This is a genomic window from Bacillus sp. JZ105, assembly GCF_053903125.1.
The window spans coordinates 2,374,655-2,387,473 of sequence record NZ_CP096387.1 but is presented as its reverse complement, the minus strand read 5'-3'; the positions used below and the strand labels follow the sequence as shown (position 1 = coordinate 2,387,473).

The following is a 12,819-nucleotide window of genomic DNA, read 5'->3' as shown; positions in this document are numbered from 1 at the left end:
TTCATTGTATTCGATAGACAGACAAATTGTGATTTGATTCGACACAATCGCTGAAAACCGATGGAAGAAAGGGTGCAAATTGTGCTAAAGAAGTATTTCTTACCGGATGAATTTGTGAAAAGTATTTTCCACATTTCACCGCAAAAATTAAAAGAACGAAATGTAAAAGGAATTATTACCGATCTAGATAACACACTAGTAGAATGGGACCGTCCAAGTGCGACACCGCGCTTAATTGAATGGTTTCAAGAAATGAAAGATCATGGGATACAAGTGACGATTGTATCGAACAATAATGAAAAAAGGGTCAAGCTTTTTTCTGAACCGGTTCATATCCCGTTTATTTATAAAGCGAGAAAGCCTATGGGAAGAGCCTTTAATAAGGCAGTCGCTGATATGCAGTTGAAAAAAGAAGATGTGGTTGTCATTGGAGATCAGCTCATGACAGATGTTCTTGGCGGGAATCGTCATGGCTTCCATACGATTTTGGTCGTTCCTGTTGCTGCCTCGGACGGATTTTTCACAAAGTTTAACAGGCAGATTGAACGCAGAATTTTAGGAGCCTTAAAGCGTAAGGGCCACATTCAGTGGGAGGAAGAGTAATAATGGAAAAGGTTGTTTGTATTGGCTGCGGTGTAGCCATTCAGACGGAAAATAAAGATCAATTAGGATATGCGCCGGCAGCATCTCTATTGAAAGAAGATGTGATCTGTCAGCGCTGTTTTAGGTTAAAGAACTACAATGAGATTCAAGATGTTTCTTTAACAGAAGACGACTTTTTAAATATATTGCACAGCATTGGAGAGACAGATTCTCTCATTGTGAAGGTCGTTGATATTTTTGACTTTAACGGAAGCTGGATCAATGGACTGAGCCGTATTGTCGGTGGTAATCCGATTTTACTTGTCGGCAACAAAGTGGATATTTTACCGAAATCCGTGAAAAAAGATCGTCTGATTCATTGGATGAAACGGGAAGCAAAGGAAAACGGATTAAACCCTATCGATGTTTTCTTAATTAGTGCAAGCAGAGGCCAGGGTGTGCCTGAGGTGATGGAAGCGATTGATCATTACCGCGATGGAAGAAATGTCTATGTCGTCGGCTGTACGAATGTTGGAAAATCAACATTTATCAATCGAATCATCAAAGAAGTATCTGGCGAAGAGAACGTCATTACTACATCCCAATATCCAGGTACTACACTTGATGCCATTGAAATTCCGCTTGATGACGGGTCTGCTTTATTCGATACGCCGGGCATCATCAACCGTCATCAAATGGCGCACTATGTCAGCAAAAATGACTTGAAGATTTTAACGCCGAAAAAAGAATTGAAACCGAGAACATTCCAATTAAATGAAGCACAAACGCTTTATTTTGGCGGACTGGCTCGTTTTGATTACGTAAAAGGCGGCAGAACATCATTTGTCTGCTATATGCCAAATGAGCTGAACATTCACCGGACAAAGCTGGAGAATGCAGAGGATTTATATGAAAAACATGCAGGAGAACTGCTGTCACCGCCATCAAAAGAGGGAATGGAAGATTTCCCGCCGCTCGTTCCGCATACCTTTACCATTGATCAGCCAAAAACGGACATCGTCTTTTCAGGTTTAGGCTGGGTTACTGCAAATGATGCGGGCAAGCAAATCAAAGTTTATGCGCCAAAAGGCGTTCATGTGTTTATGCGACGTTCGTTAATTTAAATGTTCAAAGGGGGAGAGACCTTGAAACCTTTATACGGAGTAATCGGAAACCCTGTTGGCCACTCAATGTCTCCAGATATTCATAATGCAGCACTAAAGGATGCTGGAATTGATGGACATTATCATGGCTTTCAAGTAGAAAATGATGACCTAAAAGATGCGATTAGCGGCATGAAAGCGTTAGGAATCAGCGGCATTAACGTCACTGTTCCGCACAAGGTAGAAATCATGAAGTACCTTGACAAAATAGATGTAACAGCTGAACGCCTCGGTGCCGTCAATACGGTGCGGCTCGAAGGGGATCAGCTCGTTGGGTACAATACAGATGGTGAAGGCTTTCTTCATTCATTGCTTGAAGCCTTGGATCAGCCGTTATCAGAGCTGTCATTTCTTTTGATTGGTGCTGGCGGAGCGGCAAGAGCGATTTATACGACAATTGTTGAGTACGCACCGAAGAGCTTTGATATTACAAACCGCACTATTGAAAAAGCTGAAGCTTTAATTGAAAGTGCAGAGGGAAAAATCACATCTCAAGCAATCACATTAAATGCAGCAGAAGAGCGGCTTGGGGAATATGATGTCATCATCCATACGACCTCGATCGGCATGTATCCGAATGTTGAAGAAACCCCGATTTCTTTAGCGAACGCAAAAAAAACAGCGGTCGTTTGTGATATTGTGTATAATCCAATAGAAACAAAACTGCTCAGTGAAGCAGCAGGTTTAGGCTTGAAAACAGTGGATGGGGTTGGCATGTTTGTTGGACAAGCAGTAAGAGCCTTTGAACTGTGGACAGGCATTACGCCTGACGCCGGAAAAATGAAGTCAATTGTCATAGAGAAATTAGGAGGAACACCATGTTAAAAGGTAAGCAAAAACGTTTTTTACGTGCACAAGCACATCATTTATCACCTATTTTTCAAGTTGGAAAAGGCGGGGTAAATGACAATATGGTCAAGCAAATTTCCGAGGCGCTTGAAGCAAGAGAACTGTTAAAGGTCAGCATATTGCAAAATTGCGACGAGGACAAAACGGAAGTTGCGAAAGCACTTGTAAAAGGTGCAAAGGCTGAACTCGTTCAAACGATCGGAAATGTGATTGTCCTTTACAAAGAATCTAAGGAAAATAAACAAATTAAGCTGCCGTAAAGGTGGATGCGATATGAAAAAAATAGGGTTGTTCGGCGGTACGTTTGATCCTCCTCATAACGGGCACTTGCTGATGGCGAGTGAGGTGCGGATTCAAGTAGGGCTTGATGAAATTTGGTTTATCCCAAACCATATGCCTCCTCATAAAACTGGACGGAAACGAGCAGATAGTCATCACCGCATCAAAATGGTGGAGGCGGCGATTCAATCAAATCCATATTTTCGGCTCGAGCTTATTGAAATGGAGCGGGAGGGTCCGTCTTATACGGTAGATACAGTCGATCTGTTAAAGAAGCGTCATCCAGAAGATCAGTTCTTTTTTATGATAGGAGCGGACATGGTCGAGTATTTGCCAAAATGGCACCGGATCGATGATTTGCTTCAAATGATCACCTTTATTGGGATGAAAAGGCCGGGTTACGTTGGAAGTACGGCATATCCTCTTTTATTTGCAGATGTTCCAGCTTTTGATGTATCATCGACATTGATTAGGCAGCGAATAGAGCAGGGAAACCCTGTCGATTATTTGATTCCGAAAGCTGTTGAGCGTTATATAAAGGAGCATCATTTATATGAATCGTGAAGAAGCATTGAACTGTGTCAAAGAGCAGTTAACAGAGCATAGATATACACATACAATCGGAGTCATGGAGACAGCCATTTCATTAGCGGAACGGTTCGGTGCAGATGTGAAAAAAGCAGAGATCGCCGCTATTTTTCATGATTATGCGAAATTTAGACCAAAAGAAGAAATGAAGGGGATTATCCAAAAAGAACAGATGAACCCTTTATTGCTTGAATATTCGCCCGAGCTTTGGCACGCCCCGGTTGGTGCCTATTTGGTCAAAAAAGAAGCTGGAATTGACGATCAAGATGTGTTAACAGCTATTGAATTTCATACTTCCGGCAGACCAGACATGACCTTACTTGAAAAAGTCATTTATGTCGCAGATTATATTGAACCAGGACGTCATTTCCCTGGTGTCGAAGAAGTAAGGGAGTTAGCAGAAAATGATCTAGATCGTGCACTGATCCAATCATTAAAAAACACCATCAGTTTTCTAATGAAAAAGAATCAGCCAGTCTTTCCAGATACGCTTGCTACTTACAATTCGCTTGTGCATAAGAACAACTAAGGAGGAATTTTGGATGGATTCATCATCAATTTTAAACGTCGCAGCAGGAGCATGCGATGATAAACGGGCTGAGGATATTATTGCCCTTAATATGCAAGGAATCTCACTTGTTGCGGATTATTTTCTCATTTGTCACGGGAATTCTGATAAACAAGTGCAAGCCATTGCAAGAGAAGTAAAACATCTTGCAGAGGAAAGCGGAATCGAAGTGAAGAAGATGGAAGGCTTTGATGAAGCAAGATGGGTATTGATTGACCTAGGTGATGTCATTGCCCATGTGTTCCACAAAGAAGAAAGAGGATACTACAATCTAGAAAAGCTATGGGGAGATGCGCCGAGAGAAACGCTTTCACTTGGCATTAACTCATGATTTATCAAGGGTTTGCAGGTGTGTATGACGAGCTCATGACACATGCACCTTATGATGAATGGGTTCAGTGGATCCAGCAGTATATGAAGCCGAATGCTGCCATCATCGATGTAGGCTGTGGAACTGGAGAGATTTCTCTTCGGTTAGCTGAAAAGGGCCACAAGGTCACAGGAATTGACCTCAGTGAAGAAATGCTGGCCTTTGCGCAGCAAAAAGCGCAGGCGAAAAAGAAGTCGATTCAATTTTTACATCAAGATATGAGAGAGGTTACGGGCTTTGAGCAAGCCTTCCAGGCAGCCGTTATTTGCTGTGATTCCTTGAATTACTTAAAAAACGAAAATGACGTCAAAAAAACCTTTAAAAACATGTTTCAGCTTTTAGAGGCAGATGGGGTTTTACTTTTTGATGTTCATACGCCTTATAAAATGGAAGAGGTATTCCCGGGTTCGACTTATGCAGATCAAGATGAAGAGATCAGTTATATTTGGCAGAGTGATAAAGGGGATGACATGTATTCGGTTATACATGATTTAAGCTTTTTTGTAAAAGACGGAGACATGTATCAGCGTTATGATGAGACACATGAACAGCGCACATATCCATTTGAAACATATGCAGCGTTCCTTGAGTCCGCTGGCTTTGAACAAATAGAAGTGACCGCTGATTTTACAAATGAAGCCCCCGGTGAATTCGCCGAAAGATATTTCATCTCAGCTAAGAAACCAAAAACCATCGTTTAATAGAACGATGGTTTTTTAAAACCCTTTTTTCGCTTATTGCAAAGATGATTAATTTCTGCGATCATCAGTGAACACACTTGGTGGATATTGATGCGCAACTGCTTCTAGATCTTCATCGAATTTTTCATGGGTGTTTTGAAAGAGATGGTGAAACATATCTTGCACACCGGCTTCAAGTGCTTTAATGCCTTCACCAGTGACGCCGCCTTTCACACATACTTTGTCTTGCAGTGTCGGAAGGGTATAGACTCTTTTTTCAATCAAACGGCCAAGACCAACTAGCATATCCTCTGATAAGGTGGTGGCTTCTTCTTTAGAAATATCTGTTTCTTCTACGGCCGCTTCAATCATTTTCTGAACGAGAAAACTAATAAAAGCAGGCCCGCAGCTGACAATATCGGAAGCCGCTCTTGTAATCGAATGATGGATCTCGATAGGTGTTGAAATGCACGAAGCTAACCGTCTTAACGCTGTTTTCGTCGCGGCATTGCATGATGAACCAAAAGTTAAAAGTGATGCGCCTGATAAAGCGCGGTTTGTAATGCTTGGAATCAGCCTGGCTGTTTGACAAGGAACGACATCTTGAAGCTGTTCAGGATGAACCGGACTTGTAATGATGACAATGGTTTGCTGCTCCGTTAGAAGAGGGCTCAGCTCTGTTAAAAGTGGATAAATATCAAGTGGTTTGACACAAACAAAAATGAAATCTTTATTCGTGACAGCCCCTGAAAGCTGTTTCGTTACTTCAAGCTCTGGATGGTTCTTTTTTATATTGAACGCTTTTTCAATGGTTCGGTTTGTAATGGTGATCGATGAGGGATTGACTGCCTTTGATTCAATAAATGCCTCAGTAAGTATGGTACCCATGTTTCCTGTACCGATTAACCCTATATTCAAACGTTCTCCCTCCTTAGACGCATAGGATCTGTTATCTTCTAAACAGTATGTTGAGCAATAGAAAAATATGATTGAAAGAAGCGTGAGTAAGTGAAACGACTCATTTCATTAAAAAAATACAGTCTTTATATCGCCGCTGGACTCATAGTGGTGATCATCTTCAGTTTCTTCTTTTTCACTGGAAAAGGAGAGGGCAGCAGAGAACCAAGTGTATTGAAGGAAAATAAAGATATACAAGTCACATTAGAAGACAAACAAGAAAAGACAAAAAAAGAGCCATCGACGATTTTTGTAGAGGTCAAAGGAGCTGTAAGGAAGCCAGGAGTTTATACGTTTCAATCTGATGCTCGGGTAGAAGAAGCAATTCAAAGGGCAGGAGGCTTTACCAGCAAAGCAGACTCGATTGAAATCAACCAAGCCGCTAAATTAGAGGATAGTATGATGATTTATGTTCGGAAGCAGGGGGAAGCGGAAAGAGAGAGGCAAACAGCATCAGCTGACGCATCAACGGGCGTTGAAAAGAGTGAAGGTGTGAATGTCAATCAGGCCGATGCAGCCGAATTGCAAACCATTAACGGCATAGGACCAGCTAAAGCCGAAGCTATCATTACGTATAGAGAGGAACACGGAGAATTTCAACAAATTGAAGACTTGCGGAACATTTCAGGTTTTGGTGAAAAGACGATTGAACGGCTGAAAAGTCAATTGACCGTGAAGTAGAATTGACGGTAGAGAAGAAAGGCATGTACACTTAATATCAACCATCATTCTGGAGGGATCAGCTCGTGGAAAGAATTTCATGGAATCAATATTTTATGGCACAAAGCCATTTGCTTGCTTTACGAAGCACCTGTGAGCGGTTAGCTGTTGGGGCGACCATCGTAAGGGACAAGCGCATCATTGCAGGGGGGTATAATGGCTCCATTGCCGGTGATGTTCATTGTGCGGATGTAGGGTGCTATGTCATTGATCATCACTGTGTTCGCACCATCCATGCGGAAATGAATGCTATTTTACAATGTGCCAAATTTGGTGCACCTACAGCTGATGCTGAAATATATGTCACACATTTTCCTTGTTTACAGTGCTGTAAAGCCATCATTCAAGCGGGCATACGAACAGTGTACTATGCAAAGGATTATAAAAATCATCCATATGCGATTGATTTATTCGAGCAGGCGGGTGTTCAAACAGAGCAAGTTGAATTAGATGAAATGATCATCGACTTAAAAAATCAAGAAAAATTGGCCTTTGTTGCAGATTTAATTGGGAAGCTGAGTGAATCAGGACTTAGCGAAACAGAAATTCGCGATATGCATGAGAAGGCGAATCAATTATTTACTTCCTATGTTTAAATATTTGCCGTTTGGGGCAATTTCAGCAGCTGTTGGAATTGCTCTGGCTGCATATCATCTTCATATGTATTTCCTTCTCTTTCTTCTCATCATATTACTTCTCAGCCTGCTGAAAAAAATGCCTCAGCTCTTTTTAATGGTCAGCCTATGCGGTGCTGTCTATATACTCATTTTTATGATTCATGAGTCTCTTGAAACGGATCAACCCGTACTAGAAAAATTCCTATCTGGTTCCGTTGTGATTGAAAGCATTCCGAAAACAGATGGCAATCGTTTTTCAGCAACTGTTTCAACAGACCATGAACAACTAGCCACTTTTTATACAATTCAAACAGAGCGTGAAAAAGAGGCATTAAAAGAGGTAGAACCTGGTATGAGCTGTCACATGACAGGTGATGTTCGCCCGGCAAAACACGCAACCATTCCTAACGGGTTTCAATACGATCAATTTTTAAAATCAAAAGGCATTGACGCCATTTTTCTGCCACAGTCGATCAAAAACTGTACAAAAAAAGACAGTTCTTCCTATTATCTTCAAGTGATAAGGCAAAAGGGGTTGAAATTTTTAGAAGATCATGTGTCTAAACACTCTGTTGGCATTGTACAGGCACTTATTTTTGGCGATCGTGAGTTGATAGACCCTGACACATTAAGAGATTATCAAATGCTTGGCATTATTCATTTACTAGCGATCTCAGGATTGCATGTACAAACGCTTCTTGCATGTTTATTTTGGTGTCTCCTTCGTGCGGGCGTGACAAGAGAGACAGCACGTATTCTTCTATTATGCTTTCTTCCTATTTATGCTTGTTTGACAGGTGCTGCACCATCTGTTTTAAGAGCTTGCCTCATGGCAGGCATCTATTTAGTGATGACTAGTCTGCCAAAAGAAATGAAACAGCCTTCTGCTGTGGTATTAAGTGCAACGTTTTTACTCTTATTAGCAATTCATCCTCTTTATTTATTTGATATCGGATTTCAGCTTTCATTCGCGGTCACGTTTTTTATTTTGTTATCGACTAGGATTTTATCAAAAGCAAAAAGTTCAGTCATGCAATTATTCCTGATTTCCTTTATTGCACAGCTTGCTTCACTTCCTGTTCTTTTATATCATTTTCACCAATTCTCTTTACTGAGCGTACCTTTGAACATGATATTTGTACCTTTTTATACGACGGTCGTTATGCCGTTATCCTTACTCTTTTTTATTCTCACGATCATTTATCTTCCGCTTGGACAATCATTGTTTCAGCTGCTTGATTCGGTGATTCAGCTTAGTCATCAATTGTCAGCCTATATGGCTGTTTTTGATGAATTCAACTTGATTTTTATGAAGTCTGCTTGGTGGCATATTCTTCTTGAGGTGAGCGCCTTAATTGTTCTGTTATTTGTGATGGAGTGCAAAACTTCTGTGAAATCCTATGCACTGCCGATCCTTTTTCTTATTGGTGTCTTGAGTGTACACTATTTCACCCCGAATTTTTTCGAAAAAGGGGAAGTGACGATGCTGGATGTAGGACAGGGGGATAGTTTGTTTATTCAGCTGCCCTATCGAAAGGGGCACCTGCTTGTGGATACAGGAGGCAGACTTTCTTTTGAAGAAGAACCGTGGAAAAAAAGGCGTAAAGTGTCCTCGATCGGTGATCAAACGCTGATCCCATTTCTGCATTCTAAAGGTATAGCAAAACTTGATGTTCTTATTCTTACACATGCGGATCAAGACCATATGGGAGAAGCAGCTCGTTTAATCAAACGAAATAAAATAAAGCGGCTGGCTATTCCAAAAGGCTTTGCACGGAGTCCAGAGGATGCGGAGCTGTTAAAAGAAGCAGCTGATCAAGGGATTATGATTGATGAATTAGAGAGAGGAGATCAGCTTCAGATTGGAGAGCAAATATTTAAGGTTCTTCATCCATCGCATGATCAGGTAACAACTAAGAATAATGATTCACTCGTTTTGACATTTACTCTAGGCGGGAAGCGGTTTATGCTTACTGGAGATCTTGAACAAGAAGGGGAGCGAGACATTATAGAAGCCTATCCTGATCTGCAGGCAGATATCTTAAAGGTTGGACATCACGGGAGTAAAGGGTCAACAAGCGAAGAATGGCTTCAGCATCTCAAGCCCTCACATGCACTCATTTCAGCAGGTGAACGCAATCGTTATCAGCATCCACATCAGGAAGTTTTGAAGAAATTAAAGGACCAGCAAATGAAGGTGTATCGAACAGATACCGACGGGAGCGTGACGTATGAATTTCTCGATGAGGAAGGAACGTTTTACACACACCCTCCATATGATATCTTACAAACTCAATAAAAAAACTGCCAAAACGGCAGTCATGTAACCTTCATGAAGTTAAGATCCAACGAGGTGTATAATGGTTGCCAAAATAAACATTGAGGCGAAAAATCCGAATGTGACGATAAAACCAACGGCTGAGTCGGTCACATCATTCCGCTTGCTTTGAACATTTTTTTCAAATTCATTCATTTTCATCCCTCCTGGCTAATTTTAGTATACTTGAACTCATTTGGAATTGCTAGAAGGTAAAGTAACCGTTTTCCATTTTATGATCATTTTATGAATATCGTCTGACAGCAGGCTGACCCGGGAGCTTGCGCCGGACGTTTACTATAAATGAGGAGGCGGCACTTTCAGCTTCCTCTTTACTAATGTCTTCACACACTTTAGGATAGAGGAGGAAGTGAAAGAGAGGGATTCAATTGATGGTCTTTGATGTATGGAACAATTTAAAACGAGGGGATATCCATCCCGTTTATTGCTTATATGGGAAAGAAACATATTTACTGCAAGAAACCGCTGCTAAATTGAGACAAGCTGTAGTAGACGAAGAAACGAAGGATTTTAATTACTCCGTCTTCGATATGGAAGAAGTACCGCTTGAACAGGCTGTAACGGATGCAGAAACATTTCCGTTTATGGGAGAAAGACGTCTCGTCGTGATCAAGAATCCTTATTTTCTTACAGCTGAAAAGAAAAAGGAAAAGATTGAGCATGAGCTTTCTGTATTAGAAGCTTATTTAGAAAAGCCAGCGCCCTATACCATTCTCGTGTTACTGGCACCATATGAAAAGCTGGATGAGCGTAAAAAAATCACCAAATTGCTAAAAAAGAAAGCTACTGTCGTTGAGGCGAAAGAGTTAAACCCAAAAGAAACAACTGATTTCACCATCACACTGGTGAAGACAGAAGGGAAGACGATTACATCTAAAGCGGCTGAGCAGCTTGTGATGCTATGCGGCGGGAGCCTCTCCTCTCTATTCCAAGAGGTTAGGAAGCTAAGTACATATATTGGAGAGCGGGAGGAAATTGAGTTAGCGGATGTCAATCAGCTCGTTGCAAGAAGCTTAGAGCAAAATATTTTCGAGCTGATTAATCAAATTGTAAACAGACGCCGCTCTGAGGCCATGCAGATGTTTTATGACCTGCTGAAGCAAAATGAGGAACCCATTAAAATATTAGCACTCATTTCAACTCAATTTCGATTGATTTTGCAGACGAAGTACTTCGCTCAGCAAGGCTATGGACAAAAACAAATTGCTTCAAATCTAAAAGTCCATCCATTCCGGGTCAAACTTGCGATGGATCAGGCAAGACTGTTTTCAGAAGAAGAGCTCAAGCAGATCGTCAAAGAGCTTTCAACGATTGATTACGAAATGAAAACCGGTAAAAAGGACAAGCAGCTGCTGTTAGAATTGTTCCTGCTTCGTTTGTTAGGCGCTTGAATATAAAAAAACGACCTTCTAAAAAGAGGGTCGTTTTTGTTTAGATGTATAATTGCCAGTCTGTCCTAAAGGCTCGGCCGGTTAGGACGGACATACAGTTAAACAGGTGCCTCATCACTGAGGCGCTCCAAACATTATGCAGAAAGTCCGTTTACTTGTTTAGCAAGTCTTGATTTGTAACGCGCAGCTGCGTTTTTGTGTACAAGACCAGTTTTAACGGCTTTGTCAATGCGTTTTGCAGCAGAAGCAAGAGCAGCTTTTGCTTGCTCAGCATCGTTGTTAGCTACAGAAACTTCAACTTGTTTAATCGCAGTACGCATCGCAGACTTGACTGTTACGTTATGTGCACGGCGTTCGTTATTCGTTTTTGTACGTTTGATCGCTGATTTAATATTTGGCATGTGTTTCACCTCCTAAGATACAACCTAAACACAATTGTCTTAAGGTTAAATCTTCACAATAGAACAAATTGTATTCTATCAAACACACCTTTAGAATGCAATATAAATGTAAAGTATTTTTCATTGATGACGTGCTCGAATGTTTCTTTCAAGAGATGGAAAGACTACTGTTAATTACTTGGTGGAAGGAGTCTTTTTATGGAGAAACAGAAACTCGATTTAAGCGCTTATCAAATCCGGACAGACCTCGCTGTTGAAACAAAAGAGATACTAGAACAAGAGAACGATCCGAATGTCGTCAAAAAGGACGGGATCCAAGGGATTGTCGAAAAGGAAAAAGAAGAGCAAGGCATCCGCATACGTACTGTGGAAATCACGAAAGAAGGGGAGGAGCTGACCGGCAAAAAGGCAGGGACATACTTGACGTTTGAGGCACAAGGCATTCGGGAGAAAGACTCTGAAATGCAAGAAAAAGTCGTTGAAGTCTTTGCCCATTACTTTGCTCAGTTTTTAAAAGACCGAGGCATTCAGGCTGATGCTAGCTGCCTTGTAGTAGGGCTGGGAAACTGGAATGTTACGCCAGATGCATTAGGTCCTCTCACAGTTGAAAACCTGCTTGTGACCCGCCATCTCTTTGAATTGCAGCCGGAAAATGTTCAGGAAGGCTATCGCCCGGTTTCCTCTTTGTCTCCAGGGGTGATGGGACTGACCGGTATTGAAACAAGTGACATTATCCAAGGCGTGATCGAGCGGTCTAAGCCTGATTTTGTCATTGCGGTCGATGCCCTTGCTGCTCGAGCAGTAGAACGAGTGAATACAACCATTCAAATTTCTGATACAGGTATCCATCCCGGCTCTGGTGTAGGGAATAAGCGAAAAGAATTAAGCAAAGAAACATTGGGCATTCCAGTGATTGCGATTGGCGTTCCGACAGTGGTGGATGCAGTAACGATTGCTAGTGACACAATTGATTATGTCTTAAAGCATTTTGGTAGAGAATTAAAAGATGATAGACCATCCCGCTCTCTTGTGCCGGCTGGTTTGACATTCGGGAAGAAAAAAGTACTTAACGAAGAAGACTTGCCAGATGAAGAAACGCGTCAATCATTCTTAGGCATCGTAGGAATCCTTCCTGAAGAAGAAAAAAGGCAGCTGATCCACGAAGTGCTTGCACCCCTGGGGCAAAATTTAATGGTCACGCCTAAGGAAGTTGATACATTCATTGATGATATGGCAAACGTACTTGCCAACGGATTAAACACAGCGCTTCATCAAAAAATCACTCAAGATAATATGGGTTCATATAATCATTAATC

16 protein-coding genes are annotated in these 12,819 nt (G+C 41.4%); 13 read left to right on the top strand and 3 right to left on the bottom strand.

Annotated features, from left to right (window positions below):
• The first annotated feature begins 81 nt into the window (after window positions 1-81).
• Genes M1D81_RS12200 through M1D81_RS12165 form a run of 8 tightly spaced genes read left to right on the top strand, consistent with a single transcriptional unit; the run spans window position 82 to window position 5,100 of the window.
• Complete coding sequence (locus M1D81_RS12200; protein WP_008356191.1) at window positions 82-603, top strand: YqeG family HAD IIIA-type phosphatase; 522 nt, start codon at window positions 82-84, stop codon at window positions 601-603.
• 2 nt (window positions 604-605) lie between these two features.
• On the top strand, window positions 606-1,706 hold the full coding sequence (gene yqeH, locus M1D81_RS12195) for a ribosome biogenesis GTPase YqeH (RefSeq protein ID WP_456266777.1): 1,101 nt from the start codon (window positions 606-608) through the stop codon (window positions 1,704-1,706).
• Window positions 1,707-1,727: 21 nt separating this feature from the next.
• Window positions 1,728-2,570, top strand: a complete 843-nt coding sequence (aroE, locus tag M1D81_RS12190; RefSeq protein WP_456266778.1) for a shikimate dehydrogenase — start codon at window positions 1,728-1,730, stop codon at window positions 2,568-2,570.
• The gene (gene yhbY, locus M1D81_RS12185) at window positions 2,564-2,854 is read left to right on the top strand and encodes a ribosome assembly RNA-binding protein YhbY (protein WP_191097515.1); all 291 of its coding nucleotides are present in this window, start codon (window positions 2,564-2,566) and stop codon (window positions 2,852-2,854) included. Before aroE ends, yhbY begins: the two co-directional genes overlap by 7 nt.
• 13 nt (window positions 2,855-2,867) lie before the next feature.
• Window positions 2,868-3,437: a nicotinate-nucleotide adenylyltransferase gene (locus M1D81_RS12180; protein ID WP_041118027.1), complete on the top strand. Its 570-nt coding sequence runs from the start codon at window positions 2,868-2,870 to the stop codon at window positions 3,435-3,437.
• A complete protein-coding gene (yqeK, locus tag M1D81_RS12175; RefSeq protein ID WP_456266779.1) occupies window positions 3,427-3,990 on the top strand; it encodes a bis(5'-nucleosyl)-tetraphosphatase (symmetrical) YqeK in 564 nt (187 codons plus the stop codon). The genes M1D81_RS12180 and yqeK overlap by 11 nt, the downstream gene beginning before the upstream one ends.
• Window positions 3,991-4,003: 13 nt before the next feature.
• The gene (gene rsfS, locus M1D81_RS12170) at window positions 4,004-4,360 is read left to right on the top strand and encodes a ribosome silencing factor (RefSeq protein ID WP_003217467.1); all 357 of its coding nucleotides are present in this window, start codon (window positions 4,004-4,006) and stop codon (window positions 4,358-4,360) included.
• Window positions 4,357-5,100 (top strand): class I SAM-dependent DNA methyltransferase, encoded by a 744-nt coding sequence (locus M1D81_RS12165; RefSeq protein ID WP_456266780.1) that lies wholly within the window; start codon window positions 4,357-4,359, stop codon window positions 5,098-5,100. The genes rsfS and M1D81_RS12165 overlap by 4 nt, the downstream gene beginning before the upstream one ends.
• 48 nt (window positions 5,101-5,148) lie before the next feature.
• Here the strand turns inward: M1D81_RS12165 and comER are convergent, their stop codons facing one another.
• Window positions 5,149-5,997, bottom strand: a complete 849-nt coding sequence (comER, locus tag M1D81_RS12160) for a late competence protein ComER (RefSeq protein WP_456266781.1) — start codon at window positions 5,995-5,997, stop codon at window positions 5,149-5,151.
• Between the two features lie 90 nt (window positions 5,998-6,087).
• On the opposite strand from comER, the gene M1D81_RS12155 reads away from it, so the two are divergent.
• The 3 genes from M1D81_RS12155 (at window position 6,088) to M1D81_RS12145 (ending at window position 9,672) form a co-directional block, all read left to right on the top strand.
• Window positions 6,088-6,717, top strand: a complete 630-nt coding sequence (locus tag M1D81_RS12155) for a helix-hairpin-helix domain-containing protein (RefSeq protein WP_197172655.1) — start codon at window positions 6,088-6,090, stop codon at window positions 6,715-6,717.
• A 65-nt stretch (window positions 6,718-6,782) separates the two neighbouring features.
• Window positions 6,783-7,352 (top strand): ComE operon protein 2, encoded by a 570-nt coding sequence (locus M1D81_RS12150; protein ID WP_024423045.1) that lies wholly within the window; start codon window positions 6,783-6,785, stop codon window positions 7,350-7,352.
• Complete coding sequence (locus tag M1D81_RS12145; protein ID WP_456267122.1) at window positions 7,345-9,672, top strand: DNA internalization-related competence protein ComEC/Rec2; 2,328 nt, start codon at window positions 7,345-7,347, stop codon at window positions 9,670-9,672. Before M1D81_RS12150 ends, M1D81_RS12145 begins: the two co-directional genes overlap by 8 nt.
• Window positions 9,673-9,711: 39 nt before the next feature.
• On the opposite strand, the gene M1D81_RS12140 is transcribed toward M1D81_RS12145, so the two are convergent.
• Window positions 9,712-9,846 carry a YqzM family protein gene (locus M1D81_RS12140; RefSeq protein ID WP_012010638.1) on the bottom strand — a complete coding sequence of 45 codons (135 nt, stop codon included), beginning with the start codon at window positions 9,844-9,846 and terminating at the stop codon, window positions 9,712-9,714.
• A gap of 236 nt (window positions 9,847-10,082) precedes the next feature.
• Between M1D81_RS12140 and holA the strand changes: the two genes are divergently transcribed.
• The gene (gene holA, locus M1D81_RS12135; protein WP_456267123.1) at window positions 10,083-11,102 is read left to right on the top strand and encodes a DNA polymerase III subunit delta; all 1,020 of its coding nucleotides are present in this window, start codon (window positions 10,083-10,085) and stop codon (window positions 11,100-11,102) included.
• Between the two features lie 134 nt (window positions 11,103-11,236).
• On the opposite strand, the gene rpsT is transcribed toward holA, so the two are convergent.
• Entirely contained in the window at window positions 11,237-11,503 is a 267-nt protein-coding gene (gene rpsT, locus M1D81_RS12130; RefSeq protein WP_456266782.1) for a 30S ribosomal protein S20, read from the bottom strand.
• Window positions 11,504-11,701: 198 nt separating this feature from the next.
• On the opposite strand from rpsT, the gene gpr reads away from it, so the two are divergent.
• On the top strand, window positions 11,702-12,817 hold the full coding sequence (gene gpr / locus M1D81_RS12125; protein WP_456266783.1) for a GPR endopeptidase: 1,116 nt from the start codon (window positions 11,702-11,704) through the stop codon (window positions 12,815-12,817).
• Window positions 12,818-12,819 lie beyond the last annotated feature (2 nt).

What these genes read in the sequence shown, in the direction of transcription:
- rpsT (WP_456266782.1), bottom strand. Translation starts at nt 11,503, where the DNA reads ATGCCAAATATTAAATCAGCGATCAAACGTACAAAAACGAATAACGAA.
- holA (WP_456267123.1), top strand. Translation starts at nt 10,083, where the DNA reads ATGGTCTTTGATGTATGGAACAATTTAAAACGAGGGGATATCCATCCC.
- yhbY (WP_191097515.1), top strand. Translation starts at nt 2,564, where the DNA reads ATGTTAAAAGGTAAGCAAAAACGTTTTTTACGTGCACAAGCACATCAT.
- rsfS (WP_003217467.1), top strand. Translation starts at nt 4,004, where the DNA reads ATGGATTCATCATCAATTTTAAACGTCGCAGCAGGAGCATGCGATGAT.
- M1D81_RS12140 (WP_012010638.1), bottom strand. Translation starts at nt 9,846, where the DNA reads ATGAATGAATTTGAAAAAAATGTTCAAAGCAAGCGGAATGATGTGACC.
- yqeK (WP_456266779.1), top strand. Translation starts at nt 3,427, where the DNA reads ATGAATCGTGAAGAAGCATTGAACTGTGTCAAAGAGCAGTTAACAGAG.
- gpr (WP_456266783.1), top strand. Translation starts at nt 11,702, where the DNA reads ATGGAGAAACAGAAACTCGATTTAAGCGCTTATCAAATCCGGACAGAC.
- M1D81_RS12145 (WP_456267122.1), top strand. Translation starts at nt 7,345, where the DNA reads ATGTTTAAATATTTGCCGTTTGGGGCAATTTCAGCAGCTGTTGGAATT.
- M1D81_RS12180 (WP_041118027.1), top strand. Translation starts at nt 2,868, where the DNA reads ATGAAAAAAATAGGGTTGTTCGGCGGTACGTTTGATCCTCCTCATAAC.
- yqeH (WP_456266777.1), top strand. Translation starts at nt 606, where the DNA reads ATGGAAAAGGTTGTTTGTATTGGCTGCGGTGTAGCCATTCAGACGGAA.
- M1D81_RS12165 (WP_456266780.1), top strand. Translation starts at nt 4,357, where the DNA reads ATGATTTATCAAGGGTTTGCAGGTGTGTATGACGAGCTCATGACACAT.